This is a genomic window from Bacillus sp. FSL R5-0585 (assembly GCF_038004545.1).
Classification (GTDB): Bacteria; Bacillota; Bacilli; order Bacillales; family Bacillaceae_G; genus Bacillus_A; species Bacillus_A cereus.
In genome coordinates this window covers 1837322-1863590 of the sequence record NZ_JBBORJ010000001.1, presented here as the reverse complement: position 1 = coordinate 1863590, position 26269 = coordinate 1837322, and the positions used below count along the sequence as shown (strand labels likewise).

Here is a 26269-nt window from a genome sequence, read left to right as displayed (position 1 = left end):
CAATATTAAGGGGGAAAAAATGATGACGAAAGTATACGCATCGATGGCAGGAAACGTTTGGAAGATTGTTGTAGGAGTAGGAGATACAGTAGAGGAAGAGCAGGATGTCGTCATTTTGGAATCTATGAAAATGGAAATTCCAATCATTTCAGAAGAAGCTGGCACAGTTATGAAAATTAATGTACAAGAAGGCGATTTTGTAAATGAAGGAGATGTATTATTAGAAATTGAATAGGGAGATATAGGGGGAAGCGAATTGAAACTACCTAATTTTGCTGTCATTAAAGAAGTCGGGCCACGTGATGGCTTACAAAATGAAAAAAAGATTGTTGGCACAAAAGATAAAGTAAAATGGATTCAACTACTTACAGAAGCGGGATTGTCGTATGTTGAAGTTTCCTCATTCGTTCACCCAAAATGGGTCCCTGCATTAGCGGATGCAAATGATGTATTTTCTGAGCTGAAAAGGGATCCCAATGTTACATATGCTGCGCTTGTTCCGAATCAAAATGGTTTGGAACGAGCTTTTTTGCAAAATGTAGATGAGGTGAATGTTTTTTTATCAGCAAGTGAATCTCATAATAAAAGTAATATTAATAAATCGATCAAAGAAGCATTAGTCGTAATTGAAGATATAACAAAACAGGCATTATTCGAAGGGAAAAAGGTAAGAGGCTATGTTTCTACTGTATTTGGATGTCCTTATGAAGGGAATATAAGTGTCGCAGCAGTTGACGAATTATGTAATCAACTATTTTCATACGGTATTTATGAAGTTTCTCTAGGGGATACAATCGGTGTAGCGAATCCATTACAAGTAGAACAAGTATTAGAACACCTATTAAAGAAGTATGATGCTTCGCAGTTTGCAATGCATTTTCATAATACGTATGGAATGGCTCTAGCGAATGTAGTTAAATCATTAGAATACGGTATTACAACGTTTGATAGTTCTTGTGGTGGACTCGGGGGCTGCCCTTATGCACCAGGAGCATCAGGTAATGTTGCCACTGATGACCTAGTACATATGCTCCATAAATTAGGAGTCCAAACGAATATAGACGAAGAAAAGTTATTGAGAGCTAGTCAATTTATTCAAAGTAAGTTGAATATCCAATTACCGAGTCATGTGTATAGAGCGCTTCAACATAAAACGATAAGTAGGTGAGTAGATGCTACAATTACAAAACATTTCCGTTGATTATGTAACACCTCACGTAGTAAAGATTTCGTTAAATCGTGCAAGACAAGCAAACTCATTATCTTTGGCATTATTAGATGAATTACAAACGATATTAACTCAAATAAGTGAAGATTCAAACGCACGTGTAGTTATTTTGACTGGTGCTGGTGAAAAAGCATTTTGTGCTGGTGCAGATTTAAAAGAGCGTGCCGGTATGAATGAAGAACAAGTTCGCCATGCTGTTAGTATGATTCGTACTACTATGAAGATGGTTGAACAATTACCACAGCCAGTTATTGCTGCTATAAATGGAATTGCACTTGGTGGTGGTACGGAATTAAGTTTAGCTTGTGATTTTAGAATTGCTGCTGAATCTGCAAGTCTTGGTCTTACTGAAACGACACTTGCAATTATACCAGGAGCAGGTGGTACACAGCGCTTACCGAGATTAATTGGTGCTGGTAGAGCGAAAGAATTAATTTATACAGGTAGACGTATTTCAGCGCAAGAAGCAAAAGAATACGGTTTAGTAGAATTTGTTGTACCAGCTAATTTACTTGAAGAGAAAGCGATTGAAATAGCAGAGAAAATTGCTAGTAATGGACCTATTGCTGTTCGATTAGCAAAAGAGGCAATTTCAAATGGTATTCAAGTTGATTTACATACCGGATTACAAATGGAAAAACAAGCGTATGAAGGTGTAATCCATACGAAAGATCGCATAGAAGGATTACAGGCATTCAAAGAAAAACGCAAACCGATGTATAAGGGGGAGTAAATATGTTAGACCAAAAACAACAATCTAATTCATTTGAAGAACGAGTTGAAACAATTAAACAAGGCGGGGCACCGAAATATCATGAGCAAAATAAAGCAAAAGGAAAATTATTCGTTCGAGACCGTTTAGCGCTTCTATTTGATAATGGCGAATATGTAGAAGATGCATTATTTGCTAACTGTGAACAAACAGGCTTACCTGCGGATGGCGTTGTAACGGCAACGGGTAAAATACATGGTCGTACTGCGTGTGTAATGGCCAATGATTCTACTGTAAAAGCTGGATCATGGGGATCACGCACAGTTGAAAAGATTTTACGTATTCAAGAAACAGCTGAAAAACTACGTGTTCCGTTATTTTATTTAGTTGACTCTGCTGGAGCGCGTATTACAGATCAAGTAGAAATGTTCCCAGGGCGCCGCGGTGCAGGAAGAATCTTCTATAATCAAGTGAAGTTATCAGGTAAAGTTCCTCAAGTATGCTTGTTATTTGGACCTTCTGCAGCTGGTGGTGCGTATATTCCAGCCTTTTGTGACGTTGTAATGATGGTAGAGGGAAATGCATCTATGTATTTAGGATCTCCTCGTATGGCTGAGATGGTTATTGGTGAGAAGGTAACTTTAGAAGAGATGGGCGGAGCTCGTATGCATTGCTCTGTATCAGGATGCGGAGATGTTTTATGTAAGACGGAAGAAGATGCGATTACACAAGCAAGACAATACATTTCATATTTTCCAAACAACTATTTAGAAAAGACTCCATTGGTTACACCTCAAGAACCGAAACAATTCGATAAAACGTTAGAACAAATCATTCCAGAAAATCAAAATGCTCCTTTCAATATGAAAGATCTCATTAATAGAGTTATTGATGAAGGTTCATTCTATGAAGTGAAAAAATTATTTGCTCAAGAACTAATTACAGGCTTAGCACGTATTGATGGTAAGCCAGTTGGTATTATTGCAAATCAGCCGCGTATGAAGGGCGGCGTATTATTCCATGATTCAGCTGATAAAGCTGCTAAGTTTATTAATTTATGCGATGCATATCATATTCCATTATTATTCCTTGCGGATGTACCAGGATTTATGATTGGTACAAAAGTAGAGCGTGCCGGTATTATTCGCCACGGTGCAAAAATGATTTCTGCAATGAGTGAAGCAACTGTACCGAAGATTTCTATCGTTGTTCGTAAAGCATATGGCGCTGGTTTATATGCGATGGCAGGTCCAGCATTTGAACCAGATTGCTGTCTGGCATTACCGACAGCTTCTATTGCGGTAATGGGTCCAGAAGCTGCGGTTAATGCTGTATATGCAAATAAAATTGCAACTTTACCAGAAGAAGAGCGTGCTAGTTTCATTGCTGAAAAACGTGAAGAGTATAAGAAAGATATTGATATATACCACTTAGCATCAGAGATGGTGATTGATGGTATTGTTCATCCAAACAATTTACGTGAAGAGTTAAAAGGACGTTTTGAAATGTATATGAGCAAATATCAAGTATTCACAGATCGTAAACATCCTGTATATCCAGTTTAAAAGCCCTATTTAGGGCTTTCTTGCTCAAAAAGTTAAGGAGGGGAAAACATTGAAACAAGCAGTTTGGTTTCCAACAGAAGAGTACAAGGAAAAAACACGTTTATATGGTTGGATGAAATCATTGGGATATGAAGACTATGAAACTTTTTATAATAAATCTATTGAGGAAACAGCTTGGTTTTGGGGAGAGGCAGAAAAAGCAGTAGGCTATCAATGGATGAAACCTTATACAGAAGTGTTAGATTTAGAAAATGGTACACCGTTTGCACAGTGGTATAATGGCGGAACATGTAACGTTGTAGAATCAGCTTTATCTCGCTGGCTTGCGGATGAAGAGACGAGAATACAGCCAGCACTTCAGTACGAAGGGGAAAATGGCACTTCAAAATCATTTACATATGAAGAGCTTGACAACTGGGTAAGCCGTGTTGCAAATGGTTTGAAACACGCGGGTATTGAGAAAGGTGACCGTGTAACAATTTATATGCCGATGATTCCAGAAACAGTTGTTGCGATGCTAGCTGTAATGAAAATCGGAGCAATTATTTCACCAATATTCTCAGGCTTTGCGTCTGATGCAGTTATGACACGTGTGCAAGCGGCAGGTTCAAAAATGATTATTACCGCAGATGGATTTTCACGCCGCGGTAAAATTGTTTCTTTAAAAGATGAAGTAGATAAAGCTTGTGAACATTGCCCAACTGTTGAAAAAGTTGTTATCGTTCGTCATGCAGGAAATGATTTTACACCACATAACTATGACTTTTCGTGGAGTACGCTAGAAAAAGAAAAACCATTCATACATGCAGAGGAAATGCAAAGTGATGATCCATTAATGCTCATTTATACATCAGGAACGACTGGTAAGCCGAAAGGAACAGTACACACGCATGCAGGATTTCCTTTGAAAGCAGCTTTTGATGCAGGATTTGGAATGAATATTAAACAAGGTGATCGTGTATTATGGGTAACTGATATGGGCTGGATGATGGGGCCGTTTCTATTATTTGGTTCACTCATTAATGGAGCAACGATGGTTATGTACGAAGGTGTTCCAGACTTCCCAGAAGCAGACCGGTTATGGGAGACAGTTGATAAATATGAGATTACTCATTTAGGTATTTCGCCAACGTTAATCCGAGCATTAATGGCAAAAGGTGATGAGTATGTCAATAAACATTCTTTAAAGAGTTTGGAAGTATTCGCATCAACAGGAGAACCTTGGAATCCTGATCCATGGATGTGGCTGTTTGAAACAGTTGGAAAAGGATATGTCCCAATCTGTAACTACTCAGGTGGAACTGAAATCTCTGGTGGGATTTTCGGTAATGTTCTTATTAAGCCAATAGCACCGATTAGTTTTAACGCATCTTTACCAGGAATGGCAGCTGTCGTACTGGATGATCAAGGTAAACCAATTCGGGATGAGGTCGGAGAATTATGCTTAGAGAAACCTTGGGTAGGTATGACGAAAAGCTTCTGGGAAGATGATGAACGTTACATAAACACATATTGGTCGCGTTTTGAAAATAAATGGGTCCACGGTGACTGGGTCATTTACGATGGTGAACAATATATCATCACAGGGCGTTCAGACGATACGTTAAATATTGCAGGTAAACGTATTGGACCTGCTGAATATGAATCTATTCTTGTGAAACATAACGATGTAATTGAAGCTGCTGCAATTGGTGTACCTGACGAAGTAAAAGGTGAAGTTTGTCATTGTTTTGTAGTATTAAGAGACCATGTAACATTTACAGGAGAATTAAAGAAAGAATTAATGAGTTTAGTAAACTCTCATATTGGAAAAGCGTTGTGTCCTAAAGACATCCACGTTGTAGAAGATTTACCGAAAACACGTAATTCTAAAGTAATGCGCCGTGTTATTAAAGCAGCTTACTTAGGAAAAGAATTAGGTGATTTGTCTTCACTTGTAAATCCTGAAGTAGTTCCATTTATTCAGGGGTTACAGTCTAGTAAATTATAAAATTAGAAAGGAGCTCTATATAAATAGAGCTCCTTTTTTATGTTTATAAAAAAAGAAGAAGTGAATTTGATGAAGAAGAAAAATTCTACTATTAGTGTTAAGTATGTTTTATAGTTTTAATCAAAATACGATATTATAGAATGTCTATTCAATGGGGGAATACTAATTTACAACAACAAGGTGATGACAAAGCGTGACTGCTTATATGTCTGTTTAAACCTTTACGTGTTCATATATAAAAAGCTGACTATACTCAGTCAGCTTTTTATATATTACATTCTAGTATTTATCTCGCTATTTGTCAGGCAGTAATGCCCCCCACCTAAAAATTTAGCGAAAGCAAGGAAGTAGGTGAGGGATCAACTTTTCGGAAAAGTCCGATTGGTTCCAAAAGACATATTCTTTCCTTTAAGTTGAGATTGAAAATATTACCAATTTTTTCTTTTACAATGGCAACAAATAAAGAAACATTTACAACGACACTTATTTCGTTTAGAACTCCAATCATCATTACAATGTTTTTCCTGAGAACTCCAATCGTCATCACAATGACACTTTTCTTTAGATTTCCACCAATCATCATTACAATGCTTTTTCTGAGAACTCCAGCAATCATTTTTCCATGACATTTATTTCTACCTCCTTTCAATAGTGTTCATATTATTCTATGTTTTAATAAAAAAATGGCTTGTTTATTAACCTACTATTTTATCTCTATATGATAGAGTGTTTTCTACTCGATATAGAGTTCATACAAACTATGCTAATTTTTAAGAGATAGTGGAGGGAACTACTACTAGTTATGGTATTTTTTAATAAACATTTGTTGAAGAAAGCGTTCTGATTACAAATAATATCTTATTTTCGAGTACGCTTTTTTGAATGTATATTTCACAATAACAAAGGAAAAATCCACAAATAAAGTCTATGTATATGTGAGTTAATGGGAAAATCTAGTGCGTTTTTAAGGAGCGTCTTATTTAAAAGAAAAAAGGTTTGTTTTAGAAAGCGGTGTCTAAACATTAAATGGAGTAGGACTAAATTCACGGCCGCTCATTAAACAAGCTTTTAATTAGGAGAGGTCTGTTTTTATAATGAATAATGAAAAGAAGGTTTGGTACAATTGCTTGTTTTTTTCTTTTTATGCGTTTGCCTCGTACCCTTTTAAGCTAGTGGACATACTTTACTAATAGAAATGATTAGGGGGTGAGGTATTGGGTTCTCGATTTAATAATTGTAAAAAGAAGTGTACATGTAAACAGGATGATTGTTGGGAAGTATTCGAAGAGTGTAAAAAAGAACAGCATGAGAAATGTGATAATTCTTGTGTACAAGGAATTAGAGATGAACTTAAGAAATTAATTAATCGAACAGTTCAAATTAACACAGAGGGACGTACTTATGTAGGTACTGTTTCGTCTGTAAGTTGTGATGTAGTTAAGCTTGCGGCTATTCCTGGATCGGTTGGAGTAATTATTTCCATTTGCAAAATTGAAGCAATTTTCCCACCTGTTACAACGGTTACGGCTGACTTTGATTTTAATGGTATTGATGTAGCAAACAAGGCATAATTATGCTGCTTTTTTGTAAAGCCATTCACATGAATGGCTTTATTTTAATTTCATATAAAAGGAGAATATATTCTTTATATAGAAATAAGTTTGAGGTTATAAAACATGATGTACGAAAGGAGCAAGGAAGTGATTAAACTAGAAACCTTTAAAAAATCTGATTATAAACAATTAATAAATTGGATTAATTCCGAAGAATTTCTAATACAATGGTCAGGTAATGCCTTCACATTTCCTTTAGACGAACAGCAATTAGAGAAGTATATAGAAAGTGCAAATACATTCGCTTTCAAAGTGGTAGATGAAGAGACTTCAGACGTTATTGGTCATATTTCGCTTGGGCAAATAGATAATATTAACAAGTCCGCTAGAATTGGAAAAGTATTAGTTGGTAATACGAAGATGAGAGGACGTTCTATAGGAAAACATATGATGAAAGCAGTACTTCATATTGCTTTTGACAAATTAAAACTACATAGAGTAACTCTTGGTGTGTATGATTTTAATACATCGGCCATTTCATGTTACGAAAAAATAGGGTTTGTAAAAGAAGGCTTATTAAGAGAGTCAAAAAGAGTAGGAGAAACGTATTGGAATTTATGGGAAATGAGTATGTTAGAATATGAATGGAAGAAGTAGCAACGATAGTAATTTATAATTATATTATGTTAACGAAAGGGTCTTGGTGGGTATAGTGGATAATAAAACAAAAATAATTTCAATTGCAGCTGTTTCGGGGGGAGGTAAAACTACAATTACAGAAAGATTAAAGCATAAGTTTAAAAACTCAAAAGCTTTATATTTTGATAGTTATACATTTGATAACTGTCCTGCTGATATTTGTAAATGGATTGATGATGGGGCGAATTATGACGAGTGGGTATTAACACCATTAATTCATGATATTGAGCAACTTATACAAAATAATAGCTTAGACTATATTATTATAGATTATCCTTTTGCAAACTTAAATAGTGAGATGCGAAAGTTCATTGATGTAACTATATTTATTGATACGCCTTTAGATATTGCGATGGCTAGAAGGATTTTGCGAGATTTTAAGGAAGGTACAATAGATGAAATACATAATGATTTAGAACATTACATGACATATGCGAGAAAAGCTTATTTAGAGGCAATTCATACTGTTAAGCCAAATTCAGATATCATATTGGATGGTTCTTTATCTGTAAGTGAAATAATTAATCACGCTGTAGAGGAACTTGGCCGAAGAGAAATGATTGTCAATGGTTAAATGTATAACAGATGCTGTTAGGTGGATAATTGAAGTAAGGGAGAGATAAATGTGTACACTTTATTTCAATATAATTGGCAAGTAAGAGATGATTGGTTTAAGTGGTGTGAACAACTTTCAGAGGAAGATTTACTTTGCAAACTGGGGGTATGTTAGAAACATTATTTCATATTGTAGATGTAGAGTATAGTTGGATTAGTGCTCTTCAAGGATAAGAAGATAGAGAACAGCAATTTAAAGATTATCAATCGATTCAAAAAGTGAAAGCGTTATTTAATTTATATAAACGAGAACTTGAAGTTTTTTTGCAGTCATAATTATCTAGCCTAGAATGCTAGCACACTTAAAATAAGACGTATAAAAAGTTAATCATTGTGTGCTTTGATTATATAATGTCGGCGAAATAAATAGTGTGAAGGACAGCTATCTTAACAAGTGTTTCATGTAACGTTCATATACTTTAATTTTTTATAATTAATTAAATTTGAATTTTGTTTGTTGTTAAGAAAAGGTGAGAAGAAAATAAAAAAAGAGGGCTAATGCCCTCTTTTTCTTTTAATTTGGTAATTAATCACAGATTGGTATCCCAAGCACTCTTAGAGCTAATGCTACTTGAAGGGAAATCTCTAATCTAGCAATTTCAATACCAGCTACTGAAAGAACTAAAAAAGGTTGTCCGTTTACAAATACAACGCAACTATCCATAGTTAAGCCTCCTTTCTAGTAATCTACTACAGTATATGAATAGAACTTTAATATGTAATAGTTCAATTGTTGGATTTAATAGAATTAATAGATTAACCCATTTAAACTAAACAAACGAATACAACGAAAGGAAACAGAGATGGATGTATGCCTCAAAAAACATAGGTTTTAAGACATGTAATGGGATATGAAATTCATCATATTGGTCAGCTATCTATATGGGCGAGGAAGTTAAACTTGCAACCAGTTTCAGCAAATTTGAAGAGGATGATAGAATTAAAAACCGACTTGCATCTTAAGCGCAAGTCGGTTTTATATATAAGAAGATTTCTTAATTGAAATCCTCGGATTTTTTCTGACGTATATGTAAAAACATTAAGGTGGTAATGATTAAAAAAATCATTATAGTTTGTATAATTAAATTTTTAAACTGAAGTAATATTGTCCAGGATGTAAGGGCGTCTTTAAAAGCTTGGAGTGCAGAGTACGAGGAAGGATCAAAACCATACTGTAGTAACTTTTTTGTTTCAATAAATGAAATGTTTTCTTCATCTGCATCTAATATTACTGAAATTAGTCTAGTATCTCCAAGTTTTGCTGTACTGACAAAACTATAATTACCGTTAGTTGAAAAACTAGTTTGTAAGCCATCAACACCTTGAAGTTTAATGTTTTCATTAAGGGAATATATCATTTTATTCGTATTGAAAACTTGGGAATCTTTGAAGGTAAATTGGTAAGAGGTTAGTTTCGTAATATTCAATACATCTGGAAAATCTTTTACTAATCGTGCTGCTAGTTTAGCTGCATCTATCGCTGTTGTAGTTGATTGTTTATTTGTATCATTATTAATTCCAGTAGAGTTTAGAAATGGAGATGGTTGTAATAACTTTAGTTCTTTTGCTTTTTTATTCATTAATATTGTAAAGTTATCTTCATTTCCAGCAATGTGTTCTGCTAGAGCGAGTGCAGAACGATTATTCCCTGCCAGTAGCAATGCATGAAGTAAATCACGAACCGTTGTTTTATCATTCGATGTTACTTGTATAGGGCTTGTTTCTACTCGGAAAACTTCGTTACTTATTTGTACGAAGTCATCTAACTGTATTTTTCTATCATTTAGTTGCTCCAATACGATATATTCTGTCATTAATTTAGATAAAGCAGCTGATTGTATCGGAGTTTCTTCATTTTTTTTATAAACAATTTCACCTGAATTAGCATTTATTAAAATAGCTGATTTAGCTTGAATAATCGGACCATTTACATAAAGATAAAAATATAAAACGATAAGTGCAGTAATAAAAAAAGATAATAATAAAATAGCGAATTTCTTTAAGAATTGCATAAGCGATCCTCCTATTATGACATCAATACTAGTATTGTAAAAAGGAATGCTTAATTAGGAAGAAAGAAAAGGTAAAGAATTTCTAAAGAATTATAAAGGATTATTAAATTTTGGGCATTAATGGAAAAAGTTCAATTTCTTATATGATAAGAAATTGAACTTTTTATTTATAATATTAACATTTGTATGGGAGTAGTTTTACAGTGAATGTTGTTTTTTCATCATCACTATATACTTCAATTGTTCCTTTATGCAATTCGACTATACTTTTTGCAATAGCTAATCCAAGTCCAGATCCACCAGTGTTTGTAGAGCGAGATTTCTCAACGCGATAAAAACGTTCAAAAATATGAGGTAAATCCGTACTAGGAATAGGTTGTCCGTAATTTGTTATATCAATTGTAATCATATTATTGCTTTCATAAGCAGTAAGGTCAATATAGCGACCTTCGCTTCCATAAGCGATAGCGTTTATAATAAGATTTTCAAACACACGCACTAATTTTTCACCATCAGCTAATACCATGAGCTTTTGAGATGGGAAAGAAGGTCGACATTCTATATTTGCTTCTTGAAATTGTATACGGAATTGAACAGTTAATTGTCCAAGTAACTCTACTATGTCAATAGGAACAGAATACAAGCTTAACTCTTTATTTTGAACACGTGTATATTCGAACAAGTCATTCATTAATGCATTAAGACGAGTTACTTTATCGTAAATGACTTGAATATAGTATCGCAATTCTACTTCATCTCTATAATTATCATGATGGATTAAATTTACGTATCCAACTATAGAAGTAAGGGGAGTGCGTAAGTCATGTGATACATTTGTAATAAGTTCACTTTTTGCTTGTTCCGCTTGTCTTTCTTCATCAATGGAGACTTTTAATTGTTCAACAATTTCATTGACCCCGATTGCTAATTCTTCTAGATAATTATGATTTACAATAGAAACTTTATGATTGAAGTTTCCATTTGCAATATAACGAATTTCTTCTATCATTTTTTTAATACAAGTTTCATAGTAAAGTTTTTTCTCGTGGCGATAAAAAATGTAAAGATAGGATGAAAAAATAGAAAATAAAAACAAATAAGATACAATCATCATCCATAACGATTCTTTAATCCCTTTATACTTTTCATAACCAAAAATTCGAATGAATTCTTTACCGAGTTCAGTTAGAGTAAGTGAACTCTCAATTACACTCGTAACGAGGCGATAAATAATTAATTCAGTAATAGGCGTGAGTGTGATAGCTAATAAGAGCCAAAAAATAAGTTTCCATTTAGGGATATCTTTTAATATATCAAATGCTTCATTTCTCAATTTTATAGCCAACTCCCCAAACAGTGTGAATAAATTTCTCTCCATTTATTACTGTTTCAAGTTTATCCCGTAAGTTGCTAATATGGACCATTACAGTCTTATTTGAACCGTAACCATCTTCATTCCAAACGCGTTCAAAAATTTCTTCTGAACTAAATACTCTTCCTGTATTACTTGCAAGCAAATATAAAATATCGAATTCAATAGAGGTTAGTTTAATATACTCTCCATTTACTTTAACAGTATGATTATGTTTGTGTATTTCAACAGAGCGAATACGAATAATACCATCTTCATTCTTTTGCGAAGTAGCGTTTTGGAAAGATGATCTTCGTAATAAAGCTTTCACTCTTGCTACTAATTCTAATGGATTGAATGGCTTGATCATATAATCATCGGCACCTGTCATAAGACCTAATATTTTATCCATATCTTCTGCTTTTGCACTAAGCATTAGAATTGGTACAGTATTATTTTCACGCACTTCCTGACAAACTTCTAATCCGTTTCGCTTTGGCATCATAATATCCAAAATCATAAGGTCAACTTCATATGTAGAAACCTTTTGCAATGCTTCATCGCCATCATAAGCTTTATAAATGTTATAGCCTTCATTTCGCAAATAAACAGCAAGTAATTCAACAATTTCTTTATCATCATCAATAATTAATATGTTTTTATTCATTGTGTAGTTCCTTTCCTTACAAATCATCAACATTACTATAATATCAAACATTTATGTACTTGTAGCGATGATTCTGTATAAAATTTCATGTAACGTATTAAAAAGGAGTAAAAAGATTAATAACGAATATAAAATAACGAGGATATTTAGATCCTACATTATAATGAAAGTTAGTTATAAGGGGGATTTTCTATGTTATGTAATGAGATATATTCATTTACTCCAACTGGAAAAATAGAAAATGATATTAAAGCTTTTCTACTAAAATATAATAAAGAGTTTACATATAAACATTCAATTCGTGTGGCAAATGTGGCAAAAAAGATTGCAGAAAAGTTTCACGTAGATAAAGAAAAAGCAGCAATTGCAGGATATTTACATGATATTAGTGGCATTTTTCCGAACGAGGAGCGGATTGCAGTTACTGAAGAATTTGGTGTAGAAATAGTGGAAGCAGAAAGAAAGTTTCCTATGATCATTCATCAAAAACTATCGAGAGTAATCGCAAAAGAAATATTTAAAGTAGAAGATGAAGAAATTTTAAATGCAATTTGTTGCCACACAACGTTGCGTAAACATGCAACGAAGATGGATTTAGTATTATTTGTTGCAGATAAAATAGAATGGGATCAAAAAGGGACACCACCATATTTAATAGAAATAAAAAAAGGATTGGAAAAATCTTTGGAAAAAGCAGCTTTTGTATATATTTCATATTTGTGGGAAAGGAAAGATACATTGAAAGTTATACATCCATGGCTAGAAGAAGCATACTGGGATTTAAAAGGAATTGTACAGTAGAAAGGACAAGGAAATGCAATTAAAAGAATATATGAATCAAACATTTCCAGGAGTTACATTAGTACCCTACTTATATTCTTAGTGGGAAAATCATTTACATTTTGATTTTGGAAAAGATAAATATCAAATTGTAGAAGGAACCGACAATTTAAATACGGAATACTTTTCTCAACTATATACATATAATAAATTCTTATTTGAAGACATATTTTCAAAAGAAGATGTAGTGTTTGTAGTGACAAATGTTTATAGATTTAAAAAGGAAAATATAAAAACTCCACAGAAAATAAATGTATACAATAAATATATTAAGAAAAGAGATTTAAGGTTTCATATAAGATAAGAAACGTTACCGTTCTTATTTGAAGATGAAGAAGCAGATTTATATTGTACATATCATTTTTCTTTAAAATGCCTTGCGGAACATATTAAATATGAATCGCTTATACAAGTTGCTAATCATGAGGATTTCTTTGATTTATTTCCTCGATTTGGACGAAAAAAAGAAATTTCTTATCCAGATGTATTTCTCATAAATGCAACGAAAGATATTGTCATGTTTATGTATGATGATAGAGGATGTGAAGTAATTGCGAAGAATAAAGAAATAATACGAGATTTATATAAGAAATACAAAGAATGGATTCCAGATTATGAACGAGAAAGTATAGATAACTTATTTAAATGACAATAGGGGAAGTGAAGCGTGTAATGAAACGTATTGCAATTGTATCTGCATGGGAACCAGAACTGACGTATTTGCATCAACATTATCCAAGTGAACGTGTTGAAAAAAGAGCAGCTTGGGAATTTCATTTTCATACTATTAATGAGCTGGAAATTATATCAGTTGTTACTGGTGTCGGTAAAGTAAGCTGCGCTAGTTGTGTACAATTGTTAATTAGTGAGTTTCAGCCAGATGAGTTGTTTATGACAGGAATATGCGGAAGTTTATCAAACAAGGTGAAAAACGGTCATATTGTAGTCGCACTAAACGCAATACAACATGATGTTACTGCTGCTGGTTCAGGAGAAGATGTTTTTAATTTATATAACGGTAGAACAGCACCTATTGAAACAACAAAATCACTTGTAAGAAGAATAAAAAAAATACGATCGTATGATCCGATACATTTCGGTACATTTTTATCAGGAGATCAACGTATTCGTAGTTCAGAAATGAGATATTTACTCCATACCGTATATGGAGCATTGGCAGTTGATCAAGAAGTAGCAGCTTTCGCCTATGTATGCCAAATAAATAAAAAACCATTTCTCTGTTTAAAAGCTGCTTCAGATCAAGCAAATGATAAAACGAAAGAAGAACAAAAAATCTTTAAAATGCTAGCATGTGAAAGAGCATGTGAGCATTTAATTGCTTTTTTACGTGTTTATGAGGTTAATGTAGTAAATAATAGATAGTTTGTTATAAAACAAATCAATAGTGAGTTATATGTAGGGAAATGTCCGCTCATTTCAAATTAAGAGCTGAAATTTATAATAGATGGAATATATTATATGGGTACACGTTGAGTTTAATATAAGCAGTTGGAGGGCAATTTTATATGATTCAATATAAAAGGTGTAGTGAAGTAAATATTGATTTAGTATATGAAGCTTTTAAAGATGGATTTTCAGATTACATTATTAAGATGGAGGTTTCAAAAGAGGATTTTATACAACGTTTTTTGGGACCAGAAGGTAATTTACTAGAACATTCTTTTCTTGCTTTAGAAGAAGGCAAATCTGTTGGCGTAATACTAGGTGGCATAAAGGATTATGAAAGTATAAAGACTATGCGCTGCGGAACATTAGCGGTTCATCCTAATTACCGCGGTATTGGTGTGAGTCAAAAATTATTTGAACTGCATAAAGAAGAGGCGATTCAACATGGATGTAAGCAACTTTTTCTCGAAGTCATTGTAGGAAACGACCGAGCGATTCATTTTTATACTAAGTTGGGCTATGAAAAAGTGTACGATCTTTCTTATTATAATTTAAATGATTTGACTAAAATAATGAATAAAGATTGTAAGGATATTGAAGTAAAACAATTAGAATTTCCAACTTTTAAAGATGAAATTCAGAAATGGTTAAACTTCCATATAAATTGGCAAAATGATATTGATTATATCAAAAAAACAAATAATTTATTTTATGGTGCATATGTCGATAATGACTTAAAAGGCTCTCTATGTGTAAATAAACAAGGTAAAATTAGTTTTATTTTCGTAGACAAAGATTATAGAAATATTGGTGTTGGGATGAAATTATTACAAGTAGCAAGAGAAGAATTAAATTTATCAAGTTTATCAATTGGGTTTCCTAACAATAATTTACTGGAAGGTTTTCTTAAGAAATGTGGATTTGAAAAGAATTCTTTAGCACAATATGAAATGTATTTATTACTCTAAGAGCGGAAAGATTTATTCTTTTCGCTTTTTATTTTGCTGTTATGTTGGTAAATGCTCCGCAACTATAATTTATAATGAGAGGGATTTTATGGATCCTTAAGTTATTTTTTAAATTGTCAATTTCATGCTAATAATTTTCTTTGTATAATATTCTAATTTTATGTAGAATAGATACGATGGGAGGGGATGAAATGAATAATGGATTAAAGTTTAAGATTTTTGAATTGCATTGTCTCGTTCAAAAGACTTATTCTGATATTAAAATAGCGTGTGATATTGCTATTTATCAAGAAAACACTTCTAAATATTTAATTTCATTAGGATTTTTAAATAAATCATATATGACTTATATAGAAGCAAAAAGATTCTATCGCGAAAATGAAGAGCTTGTAAGTGTAGAATTTGATAATTTCTTTGATATGTATGATAAATTAGAAAACGAATTAAAACAAGTTATTTCAACTGAAGATAAAAATCCTTCATTGTTACATAGCAGACTTGATCAGTTTCAGCAGAAAGTTGAAAATATAAATGACCTAATAAAAGTATTGCAAAATGCTCGTTAATGAATGCTTTTTTCTGTTTGTATAGAAATTATGTATTAAAAACATTTTAGGGATATTACATATTGAAGAGGTGGCTTTTGTAGATTACAAAAGTCATCTTTTTATGTTAGGAATAGATTGTATACATTTTAGCAGTTTCATATAAATAATAGAAATTTATACGAGGTAAATATCATGGGAAATAAAAAAGAAATAGCTATAGTTGCATTAACAACAGGATTCGTTTTAACAAGTGTAACACCATATGGAGTAGGTCATGCAGAGGAACCTGGTCAAATGCAAGTTGAAATTCAAGAGGATTCGTTCCGTACAGGTGATCTGACACAACCATCAAAAAAGGCACCAGAGAATGTAGTGAAAGATGCACTTAAGGAAAATACGGAGCATGCTTTGTCTCCAAAACAAGTTAGTGCAGAAACAGGAGTAGATTACAAGGTTCTTCAAAAACGTGGTTCTTATGATGGAACTACACTTGTGCGCATGCAACAAATATATGAAGGAAAAGAAGTATATGGCCACCAGTTGACTGCTCACGTAGATAAAAAAGGTATTATTAAAAGCATTTCAGGAGCTAGCGCACAAAATTTAACACAAGAAGATTTAAAGAAACCTATTAATTTATCAAAAGAAGAAGCAAAACAATATATTTATAAAAAGTACGGAAACGATACTAAATTTATTTCTGAGCCAGAAGTTAAGGCAGTTATTTTTGTTGATGAAAATCATGGGCAGGCTAGCAATGCATATCAAGTTACATTTGCTGCTACAACACCAAATTATGTATCTGGAACTTATTTAGTGAATGCTCATAATGGTGAAATGTTAAAAGATATGGTACAAGAATCAAGTTTGAAAATAAGTGAAGAGTATGTTGAATCCGTTAAGGAAAATAAAACTAGCAATTTTACATCATTAACTGGAACAGGAAAAGATGATTTAGGCGTAACTCGTACATTTGGTATTTCTAAACAGACCAGTGGGAATTATGCGCTTGCTGATTACACAAGAGGACAAGGAATTGAGACATATGATGTAAATTATAGAGATATTACAAATGAAGAAAGTTATTATCCTGGTATACTAGCAACTAGTGTTTCAACAACATTTAATGATCCAAAGGCGGTAAGCGCTCATTTCTTAGCAACAAAGGTATACGATTTTTATAAAGAAAAATATAAGCGTAATAGTTTTGATAATAAAGGAAAAAAAGTAGTTTCAGTTGTACATGCATGGGATTCTGGAGGAACAAATGATCCTGAAAATTGGGAGAATGCATTTAGTACTAATATTAATAACATTAGTATGCTTTTATATGGAGATCCTATGGTAAAAGCATTCGATATAGCGGGTCATGAATTTACACATGCAGTTACATCAAGTGAATCTAACCTTGAATTTTCAGGAGAATCTGGGGCAATTAACGAGGCATTATCGGATATTATGGGAACGGCTATAGAGAAATACATAAATAATGGGGAATTTAACTGGACAATAGGAGAACAAACTGGATCGACTTTTCGTAATATGAAAAATCCAACTGCAATTAATTTTTCAGAAGGACTACCGTATCCTGATGATTATAGTAAATATAATGATTTAAATGGAGAGGATTATGGAGGCGTTCATTTTAACTCAAGTATTATTAATAAAGTTGCGTATTTAATGGCACAAGGTGGTACTCATAACGGTGTAAATGTAAATGGTATTGGTGAAGATAGAATGTTTGATATTTTCTATTATGCAAATACTGATGAATTAAATATGACTTCTAATTTCTCTGAATTGAAATTGGCATGCCTTAAAGTGGCAACTAATAAATATGGAGCGAACTCAATTGAAGTTCAAGCAGTCCAAAATGCTTTTGATGCGGCAAAAATTACAGGAACGGTGAAAGAGAACGAAAAAACAGCAGAAAACCAAGCTCCAGAGTTAACTGTACCGTTTACGATTACACTACGTGTAGGTGATACGTTTGATCCAATGAGAAATGTAAAAGCTGTTGATAAAGAAGATGGTGATTTAACAAATAAAGTAAAGCATAAAGGCGATGTAGATACTTCAAAACCAGGTACATACATTGTGGAATACATGGTTGTTGATTCTCAAGGGCGGAATGCAACGGCAACACAGACTGTAATTGTAGAGGGAAATGGAGAAACATCAGATTTAGAACCTAAATTAACAGTGCCTGTTGGAGCGACAATTCATGTGGGAGATTCATTTGTTCCAATGGCAGAAGTATTAGCTATCGATAAAGAAGACGGTGATCTCACTTCTAAAATCAAAGTTGATGGTAAAGTAGATACAACTAAAGCCGGTACTTACGTATTAACGTACACGGTTACAGATTCTAAAGGTCATGAAGTAACGGCGAAGCAAACTGTAACGGTCAAAGTTAGAGAAGAAGTTAAAAATGATAAACCAATACTAAAAGTACCTGCTACAACTTCAATTACTGAGGGTGATCAATTTGATCCATTGGTAGGGGTATCAGCTACGGATAAAGAGGACGGTGACCTTATTTCTAAAGTAGCGTATGAAGGAACTATAGATACAAATAAAGCTGGTACTTATGAAATAATATATAGTGTTAGAGATTCCGTGGGTAATGAGGTAAATGCAATACAAAAAGTATTAGTGAAAGATAAAGAAACTAGCAAAGCTAATGGCCTTGCTAATAAGGAAAATAAGAGTAATATCTCAAACAACAGTAATAGCGATAAAAAAGAATATACATATAAGGAGCTTCCAAAGACGGGTGTAAGTACAACTAACAGTGCAGCAATCGGCATATTGATGATTATTACAGGTACAGTAATCACTTTGATTCGCAAATTTAGAAAGATACAAAAATAATAGTAGGGATTATTCATTTGAAGAAAAGAGTTCAGTATTCAAAAGAAATAAAGTAGAAAGTAAATAAAACGAAATATGGATTTTTTACTTATTAAGATTTTAATAGTTAAGCGGTACATTTGGCTTTTATAAAAATTTGCAGTTGGATACTATTCTGTCTACAGAACTATATTACATATAAAACACGTTACTATTCTTTTATTTTAATGAGAATAGTAACGTGTTTTTTGATTTGAAAATAGCATAAATCCTATAGCTCATGAATATAGGAGTACTTCTAATTTGCCATTGATAAGTTACTGAAAACACTTTGCTTTAATGGAAGTGTCACTCTAAATGACAACATGAGATTTTCGATATTTACCAGGTGTTTCATTGGTGAATTTTTTAAAAATTTTAGTAAAATAACTTTGATCGCTAAAATTAAGCGAAGCGCATATGTCTGATAAAGGATAGGTGGTGAAAGTTAATAATTTCTTTGCTTCTTCGATTCGTTCACGTTGAATGTACTCAATTAATGAAATACCGACTTCTTTTTTAAATAATATAGATAAATAATCTGAATTCACATTTGCAAATTTAGCAAGTTGTTTAACAGATATTGGATTGTAAATGTTTTTAAAAATGTAGTTTTTGCAAATAGCAATAGTCTGTGAATGTTGCTGTGTTTTTTGTGCCTTTACACGGTCTGCAAAGGTACAAAAAGCATTTTTTAATAAATCCCAAACAGATTCTTTGTCTTTTGAATCTTCTGTTCTTTGAATATATAAATCATAAATTTTGTAAGCAATTCCAGATGGAAGTCCCCCTTTTATCGCATATCTAGTAGCGAGCGTGATGGATGAAATACAAATGTTTTTATGACGTCTTAATTGATGGAATGAAGATAAAGATGAAAGAGTCTCTTGTTGGAATTCGTAATAATATTTGAGTACGGTTTCTTTATCCCCGTTTTCTATAGAACCAAGTAGTTGCTGCTCTATATATAAATTATGATAAATGGATTCGTCTTTTTGCATTGAAATATATACATCTTCGTTTAAGATTCTGCTATGACTTATATGAAGTGAGTCACTGTTATTTGAAAATGTGCTTACATCTGAATTTTTTTTATAGAGAATGTTATAGAACAATATTGCTATATTTACAAAGAAATTTTGATCTTTGACTGACAATGAAAAATAATGGTCTCTTGTTCTTTTATAATTTGGAATAAAATTAAGTTTACTATCCGCTTTACTTGTAGAAAAATTTACATGTGCCAAGGGCCCAATAATAACAGTACCGTTCACCATATAATCGCTCTTTATGTGAATTAAAATAAAGTGCCCTAGATGTTCGTGAGTTCTGAAGATGGGGGAATTATATGTATCATTTCTCTGAAAAAGCACATGTAACTGTTCTATTTTTGATGTATACAACAAGTGTGAATCATTTTTTGATGTGAATTCTAAAAGAATATTTTTGTTACAATCTAAAAAACAAACTGGAATTTCAAAATATTGGAAAAACATATTGCAAATGTACTCTATCTCAACTAGACTGAGCTTTTTAGTCATATTCTTCCTCCTTACAGTAATGCGTAATAGTTAAATAAACATATATTCCTTTTTTCATAAGTAGAAACGGAAAACCTTTATCAATAAAAAATATAAATAAAAGTTATAAACTTCTAAGAATAATACCATAATTTAACATGAACAGCACATATTATTTGAATATACAGGTAATAGTTTTGGACAGTAGCGTAAAATATGAATCGTCACACTTATTTGTTGGTTATTACTTATATGTATTAAAAAATGATTAAGATTGGATTTTAAATAGGGATAGGAAGTGAGAAATGAATAGATTGACAGTAAGTGACTAGTCAAAATTAGCAGTGAAAGCTATTATGTAACAAATGTAATGATTCTTGAAATAGGGATATAAGTGTAATTTAGGGGAGAAGATTACATATATCATGTGGAGAGACAACGTAATAATAGAAGATAAGAAAAGTGAATAAGTGATTGTAAACAATGGATTGTTGGACGACTATGTTTTATGTTATTCGTTTAAATCTGATACTTGGCACACTATTGCTTTTAAGAAGGTAATAGTAATAAAGAAATTTTTAAAATGATAGAAGTAGTAAAGGGGATAAGAGAAATGAAAAAAATATTTAGTGTGCTTTTAGTGTTATTCTTAACATTTTCTACATGGTCTAGTGTATTAGTAAAGGCAGATTCACCATCTAAAGGTACTTTAACGATTCATAAGTATGAACAAGAAAAAGATGGAGCGCAGGGACTAGAAGGTGACGGTTCTGCAAATCAAGAGGTGCCAAAAGATGTGAAACCATTAAAAGGTGTAACGTTTGAAGTGAAAAGGGTTGCTTCTTTTGAAAAAATTTCAAACGATGGGAAAATCGTAAAAGAAGACGTGAAACCTGTAATGGGAGCCACTCCAAATCAAGTAGTAACAGATGATAACGGACAAGCTGTATTAAAAGATCTTCCGCTAGGACGTTATGAGGTGAAAGAAGTGGCAGGACCTCCACATGTTAATCTAAATCCCAATACGTATACAGTGGATATCCCATTAACGAATAAAGAGGGTAAGGTGCTAAACTATGATGTTCACATGTATCCCAAAAATGAGATTAAACGTGGTGCAGTAGATTTAATAAAAACTGGTGTAAATGAAAAAGCATTAGCAGGTGCAGTATTCTCTTTATTTAAAAAAGACGGTACAGAAGTGAAAAAAGAGTTAGCAACAGATGCTAATGGTCATATTCGCGTGCAAGGATTGGTGTATGGAGAATACTATTTCCAAGAAACAAAAGCTCCGAAAGGCTATGTAATAGATCCAACTAAACGTGAGTTTTTTGTTAAGAACTCCGGAACAATTAATGAAGATGGAACTATTACTTCTGGTACAGTAGTTAAATTAGAAGTGAAAAACTATGAAGAACCAATAATTGATAAAAAGATTAACGGAAAATCGGAAGCGCTACCAATCAATCCGTTAACTAATTATAATTATGATATTAAAACATTAATTCCAGAAGACATTAAGGAATACAAAAAATATGTGGTAACAGATACTTTGGATAATCGTTTAGTGATTCAAGGAAAGCCAATCGTGAAAATTGATGGAGCAGAAGTAAATGCAAGCATTGTAGAGGTAGCTATAGAAGGTCAAAAAGTAACAGCTACAGTAAAAGATTTCACAAAATTAGATGGTAAAAACGAATTTCATTTGCAAATTAAATCTCAAGTAAAAGAAGGAGTACCATCTGGTTCGGAAATTTTAAATACAGCAAAAATACATTTTACAAATAAAAATGATGTAATTGGAGAAAAGGAATCTAAACCTGTAGTTGTTATTCCGACAACTGGAATAATTGAGTTAACAAAAATTGATGGTGCTAATAAGAATAAATTAAAAGGTGCAGAGTTTGTACTTAAAGATAAAAATGGAAAAATAGTTGTTGTAGCAGGAAAAGAAGTAACAGGTGTATCAGATGAAAATGGTGTTATTAAATGGTCTAACATTCCATATGGAGACTATCAAATTTTTGAAACGAAAGCACCAACATATACAAAAGAAGATGGTACAAAAGCTTCTTATCAATTATTAAAAGATCCCATTGATGTAAAGATTAGCGAAAATAATCAAACGGTTAAATTAACGATTGAAAATAATAAAAGTGGATGGGTTCTTCCGGTAACGGGTGGCATAGGAACGACTCTTTTTACTGTAATAGGCCTTACGTTAATGGTTACAGCGGCATTTGTTTTCTTTAGAAAAAAGTTTGCTAGAAATTAAGATTTTAGGAACATGTAACTATGGGAAAAGGGGAGAAGCAAAATGCTTCCCTCTTTTCGATATTTAAGCATATACAGAGGTGGAAATATGAAACGAAATCTTGTTTTGGGAGGTATTTTTTTATTTGGATTAGGTGTTTTTTTATATCCTACTATTAGTAATTGGTTGGCGACTCGTGCACATTATTCTGAGATTAGCTCTTACGATAAGAAGATCAAAGCGCTACAAAAGAAAGAAGTCGAACGTAGGGAAAAAGAAGCAGCCGAATATAATAAACAAGTTCACACTTCCACGAAAACATTTACTGATCCATTTTCTGAAAAAAAAAGTAATCATCAAGCATATGCTGATGCGTTAAATTTAGGAGATGTAATGGGGTATATTGAAATATCGAAAATTAATATAAAACTGCCAATCTATCAAGGGACATCTGAGGAAGTATTGAGCCGCGGGATAGGTCATTTAGATTTTTCTTCGCTCCCGATAGGTGGAGAAAATACGCACACTATTTTAACAGGGCATCGTGGTTTACCATCAGCAAAATTATTTACAGATTTAGATAAGTTGAGTGAAGGAGATCTTTTTTATATTCATTCTTTAGACAAAGTTCTTGCTTATAAAGTAGATCAAATTAAAGTAGTGTTACCACACGAAACGGACGATCTACAAATTGTAGAAAATAAAGATTATACAACTTTAATTACGTGTACGCCTTATGGAGTAAACACCAATAGGTTGCTAGTTCGAGGTGTGCGTGTGGAGTTAAACGAGAAAGAAAAACAAAAAGTGAGTACAGAGATATTTATGTTTAATAAGTGGACTGTAATAGTTCCAATCCTATTGTTATGTGTGTTTCTAGTCGTAATTTATAAGAAAAGGTTAACTCGATAGAATGTATTTATTTATCCTGCATTAATGGGAAGTGGGACCGGAAATTCAGAGATAAGTAAAGAAAGTATAGAAAGGATAGAAAGGATGAAGTAAATCCTCATTGGTGAATATGTCATTTTATTCGACTATAGAAAAAATACGGTAAAGGTGGGAACAAAGGAATTGAGGCTACGATTAAAGCTGGTAAGTATTCATTTTATTGTTTTGTTAATGTTAAGTGTAAGTTTTGTCATATATGTACCAAAAGAAGTATATGGATCCACGACAAACTTAGAAGGTCTAGGTGATATATCGCGCTATAATGCTGTTGTCTTTGGTAACCATAAAGCAATAGGTGGCGACATTGAAGGAGCAATTGCAGTTCAAGGTGATATGGATGCATCGGGGTATACAATTGTAGGTGCTGCAGCGGGAACATCTAATATAGTAGGTGAAAAATGGGTTGATGAGGGATATCCGTCCTTGTTATTGTCTGGAAAATTTAAGAAATCAAGAGAAGAATCTTTTATCATTCAAAACGGAATAGTAGTAATGACAAAAGAGAGTGATCCAGATCGCATCATACAATCCTCTTATGATCGTATCGTTTATAAAGAAAAACTAGAAATTGACGCGAAATTTAATGAATTTCGCAATATAGTGAACCAAGTCAGTAAAAATACAGGTCAATATAAAACAAATACCCCAATTCCAAATATGAGTCATGGAATCGGAAAAGATATAAACAATCCTAATATTTATGTTTCATCAGAATTGACAGGGAAAATTAATTTAGATATAAGGGATGTATTTTTACCAAATGCTAAGGACAAAGATTTTATTGTTATGCATTCGGATGCAACAGAGGTTACATTTAAAAATGGGTCTATTCTATATGACACGAACAATATTGGAAGGGCTACAGATATAGTTCCTACATCACAACCATATTCTCCCACTTCCCCGTTTACTGAGCTATACGGGAAAGTGATTTGGGTTTTTCCAAATGCGAAAAAAATTACAACAGAGGGATATGGTGTCGTTGGGAGTGTGTTTGCCCCAAATGCTGTATTAGAAACAAAAGGCGGCTCGATTAATGGACAAGCATTTGTCGGCGCGGTACAACAAACTGGTGGATTTGAATTTCACAATTTCAAATTTAACTGGCAACATTGGAACAAGCCTAGTACTGGAAAAGTAAAAATAAAAAAAGTTGATAGTAATAATGATAATAAAAAATTGGAGGGAGCAAAGTTTCATATAGAAGATTCAAAAGGAAAAATAGTTGGAGAACTAGTAACAAATAAAGAAGGAGAAGCGATATCAAAAGACTTACCAAAAGGAAACTATACCCTTGTAGAAATAGAAGCGCCAAAAGACTATGAATTATTAAAAGATAAAATAGCTGTAAAAGTAGAAAAAGATGCAGTAGTAGAAATTAAAATAGGAAATAAGAAATTGCCAGATCCAATGGGGAAAATAAAGCTTGTGAAAGTAGACATAAGTGATAAAAATAAAAAACTAGCAGGGGCAAAGTTTCATATAGAAGATTCAAAAGGAAAAATAGTTGGAGAACTAGTAACAAATAAAGAAGGAGAAGCGATATCAAAAGACTTACCAAAAGGAAACTATACCCTTGTAGAAATAGAAGCGCCAAAAGACTATGAATTATTAAAAGATAAAATAGCTGTAAAAGTAGAAAAAGATGCAGTAGTAGAAATTAAAATAGGAAATAAGAAATTGCCAGATCCAATGGGGAAAATAAAGCTTGTGAAAGTAGACATAAGTGATAAAAATAAAAAACTAGCAGGGGCAAAGTTTCATATAGAAGATTCAAAAGGAAAAATAGTTGGAGAACTAGTAACAAATGAAGAAGGAGAAGTAATATCAAAAGACTTACCAATAGGAAACTATACCTTAGTGGAAGTAGAAGCACCTAAAGGTTACGAATTATTAAAAGAAAAAATAACTGTAAAAGTAGAAAAAGATGCAGTAGTAGAAATTAAAATAGGAAATAAGAAATTACCAGATCCGACTGGACAATTTGAAATTGAGAAAGTTGATGATAAGGATATCAATTTAAAACTACAAGGCGCTATATTTCAAGTCTTAGATAAAGAGGGTAAAGAAGTGGCTAGATTAACAACGGATGAAAAAGGAAAGGTGATTTCCAGTCAATTAGTACTTGGAAAATATACGATAAAAGAAATAAAAGCGCCAAACGGATATATGTTACTTAGGGATCCAATAGAAATAGAAATTACAGAAGCAGTAAAGACACAAAAAATAACAGTGAAAAACGCGAAGAATAATTGGGTAATTCCTAATACTGGTGGGAGCGGAACAACAATTTTTTACGTAATTGGTATTATGCTAATGTTTGCTGTGCTATATTTCTGTAAGAAAAATCGTATATTATGAACTAATTTTATAGAGTTAGACAGATCGCTGCGTTAGAGAGTTTTTAGGACATGAGTTCGGTATTGTACTGGACTCATGTTACTAAATTTTGAAGGAGGAAGGATAATAGTAAACATAGAATATATTAATGAATTAA

Annotated in this window: 22 protein-coding genes and 2 pseudogenes; 18 read left to right on the top strand and 6 right to left on the bottom strand. The window is 32.6% G+C overall.

All coding sequences use genetic code 11. The features are described from left to right. Nucleotides 1–19 precede the first annotated feature (19 nt). Genes MKY38_RS09640 through MKY38_RS09620 form a run of 5 tightly spaced genes read left to right on the top strand, consistent with a single transcriptional unit; the run spans nt 20 to nt 5495 of the window. Nucleotides 20–235 (top strand): acetyl-CoA carboxylase biotin carboxyl carrier protein subunit, encoded by a 216-nt coding sequence (locus tag MKY38_RS09640; RefSeq protein ID WP_001987345.1) that lies wholly within the window; start codon nt 20–22, stop codon nt 233–235. Between the two features lie 21 nt (nt 236–256). Then, a complete protein-coding gene (gene mvaB, locus MKY38_RS09635) occupies nt 257–1168 on the top strand; it encodes a hydroxymethylglutaryl-CoA lyase (RefSeq protein WP_000775438.1) in 912 nt (303 codons plus the stop codon). Between the two features lie 4 nt (nt 1169–1172). Then, nucleotides 1173–1961, top strand: a complete 789-nt coding sequence (locus MKY38_RS09630; protein WP_000939795.1) for an enoyl-CoA hydratase — start codon at nt 1173–1175, stop codon at nt 1959–1961. Between the two features lie 2 nt (nt 1962–1963). Then, entirely contained in the window at nt 1964–3505 is a 1542-nt protein-coding gene (locus MKY38_RS09625) for an acyl-CoA carboxylase subunit beta (protein ID WP_000886745.1), read from the top strand. A 49-nt stretch (nt 3506–3554) separates the two neighbouring features. Next, nucleotides 3555–5495: an AMP-binding protein gene (locus MKY38_RS09620; RefSeq protein WP_114556076.1), complete on the top strand. Its 1941-nt coding sequence runs from the start codon at nt 3555–3557 to the stop codon at nt 5493–5495. A 322-nt stretch (nt 5496–5817) separates the two neighbouring features. Here MKY38_RS09620 and MKY38_RS09615 read toward each other — a convergent pair whose 3' ends face one another. Then, nucleotides 5818–6144 carry a hypothetical protein gene (locus MKY38_RS09615; protein WP_193224761.1) on the bottom strand — a complete coding sequence of 109 codons (327 nt, stop codon included), beginning with the start codon at nt 6142–6144 and terminating at the stop codon, nt 5818–5820. Nucleotides 6145–6709: 565 nt separating this feature from the next. Here MKY38_RS09615 and MKY38_RS09610 point away from each other — a divergent pair. From MKY38_RS09610 to MKY38_RS09595, 4 genes and pseudogenes are all read left to right on the top strand, one after another. Then, the gene (locus tag MKY38_RS09610; protein ID WP_000535573.1) at nt 6710–7066 is read left to right on the top strand and encodes a hypothetical protein; all 357 of its coding nucleotides are present in this window, start codon (nt 6710–6712) and stop codon (nt 7064–7066) included. 105 nt (nt 7067–7171) lie between these two features. Then, nucleotides 7172–7705: a GNAT family N-acetyltransferase gene (locus MKY38_RS09605; RefSeq protein WP_000990086.1), complete on the top strand. Its 534-nt coding sequence runs from the start codon at nt 7172–7174 to the stop codon at nt 7703–7705. Nucleotides 7706–7751: 46 nt separating this feature from the next. Beyond that, nucleotides 7752–8321: a hypothetical protein gene (locus MKY38_RS09600; protein ID WP_370940960.1), complete on the top strand. Its 570-nt coding sequence runs from the start codon at nt 7752–7754 to the stop codon at nt 8319–8321. A 51-nt stretch (nt 8322–8372) separates the two neighbouring features. Then, nucleotides 8373–8632, top strand: a pseudogene (locus tag MKY38_RS09595) (DinB family protein); the annotation flags it as partial. Between the two features lie 256 nt (nt 8633–8888). Here the strand turns inward: MKY38_RS09595 and MKY38_RS09590 are convergent. The 4 genes from MKY38_RS09590 to MKY38_RS09575 form a co-directional block, all read right to left on the bottom strand. Further along, a complete protein-coding gene (locus MKY38_RS09590) occupies nt 8889–9026 on the bottom strand; it encodes a DUF3956 domain-containing protein (protein WP_000376554.1) in 138 nt (45 codons plus the stop codon). 331 nt (nt 9027–9357) lie between these two features. Then, nucleotides 9358–10374 (bottom strand): D-alanyl-D-alanine carboxypeptidase family protein, encoded by a 1017-nt coding sequence (locus tag MKY38_RS09585; RefSeq protein ID WP_001160043.1) that lies wholly within the window; start codon nt 10372–10374, stop codon nt 9358–9360. Nucleotides 10375–10549: 175 nt separating this feature from the next. After that, complete coding sequence (locus MKY38_RS09580) at nt 10550–11707, bottom strand: sensor histidine kinase (protein ID WP_001243309.1); 1158 nt, start codon at nt 11705–11707, stop codon at nt 10550–10552. Next, entirely contained in the window at nt 11697–12392 is a 696-nt protein-coding gene (locus tag MKY38_RS09575; RefSeq protein WP_001038807.1) for a response regulator transcription factor, read from the bottom strand. The genes MKY38_RS09580 and MKY38_RS09575 overlap by 11 nt, the downstream gene beginning before the upstream one ends. A gap of 192 nt (nt 12393–12584) precedes the next feature. Between MKY38_RS09575 and yqeK the strand changes: the two genes are divergently transcribed. The 6 genes and pseudogenes from yqeK (at nt 12585) to MKY38_RS09545 (ending at nt 19029) form a co-directional block, all read left to right on the top strand. Next, a complete protein-coding gene (gene yqeK / locus MKY38_RS09570) occupies nt 12585–13193 on the top strand; it encodes a bis(5'-nucleosyl)-tetraphosphatase (symmetrical) YqeK (RefSeq protein ID WP_341048825.1) in 609 nt (202 codons plus the stop codon). 13 nt (nt 13194–13206) lie between these two features. Continuing rightward, nucleotides 13207–13881 (top strand): annotated as a pseudogene (locus MKY38_RS09565) (DUF3885 domain-containing protein). Continuing rightward, nucleotides 13878–14615: a 5'-methylthioadenosine/S-adenosylhomocysteine nucleosidase gene (gene mtnN, locus MKY38_RS09560; protein ID WP_001987381.1), complete on the top strand. Its 738-nt coding sequence runs from the start codon at nt 13878–13880 to the stop codon at nt 14613–14615. Before MKY38_RS09565 ends, mtnN begins: the two are co-directional and overlap by 4 nt. Nucleotides 14616–14758: 143 nt before the next feature. After that, nucleotides 14759–15607, top strand: a complete 849-nt coding sequence (locus tag MKY38_RS09555; protein ID WP_114556075.1) for a GNAT family N-acetyltransferase — start codon at nt 14759–14761, stop codon at nt 15605–15607. 191 nt (nt 15608–15798) lie between these two features. Further along, nucleotides 15799–16173, top strand: coding sequence for a hypothetical protein (locus MKY38_RS09550; RefSeq protein ID WP_001059022.1), 375 nt, complete (start codon nt 15799–15801; stop codon nt 16171–16173). Between the two features lie 174 nt (nt 16174–16347). Beyond that, complete coding sequence (locus MKY38_RS09545; protein WP_341048822.1) at nt 16348–19029, top strand: M4 family metallopeptidase; 2682 nt, start codon at nt 16348–16350, stop codon at nt 19027–19029. Between the two features lie 332 nt (nt 19030–19361). Here the strand turns inward: MKY38_RS09545 and MKY38_RS09540 are convergent, their stop codons facing one another. Continuing rightward, entirely contained in the window at nt 19362–20588 is a 1227-nt protein-coding gene (locus MKY38_RS09540; RefSeq protein WP_341048820.1) for a helix-turn-helix transcriptional regulator, read from the bottom strand. A 592-nt stretch (nt 20589–21180) separates the two neighbouring features. Here MKY38_RS09540 and MKY38_RS09535 point away from each other — a divergent pair. The 3 genes from MKY38_RS09535 (at nt 21181) to MKY38_RS09525 (ending at nt 26133) form a co-directional block, all read left to right on the top strand. Then, nucleotides 21181–22842, top strand: coding sequence for a SpaA isopeptide-forming pilin-related protein (locus MKY38_RS09535; RefSeq protein ID WP_341048819.1), 1662 nt, complete (start codon nt 21181–21183; stop codon nt 22840–22842). An 87-nt stretch (nt 22843–22929) separates the two neighbouring features. Next, entirely contained in the window at nt 22930–23733 is an 804-nt protein-coding gene (locus MKY38_RS09530; RefSeq protein ID WP_078385459.1) for a class C sortase, read from the top strand. 162 nt (nt 23734–23895) lie between these two features. Then, a complete protein-coding gene (locus MKY38_RS09525) occupies nt 23896–26133 on the top strand; it encodes a SpaA isopeptide-forming pilin-related protein (RefSeq protein ID WP_341048817.1) in 2238 nt (745 codons plus the stop codon). Nucleotides 26134–26269: the final 136 nt, after the last annotated feature.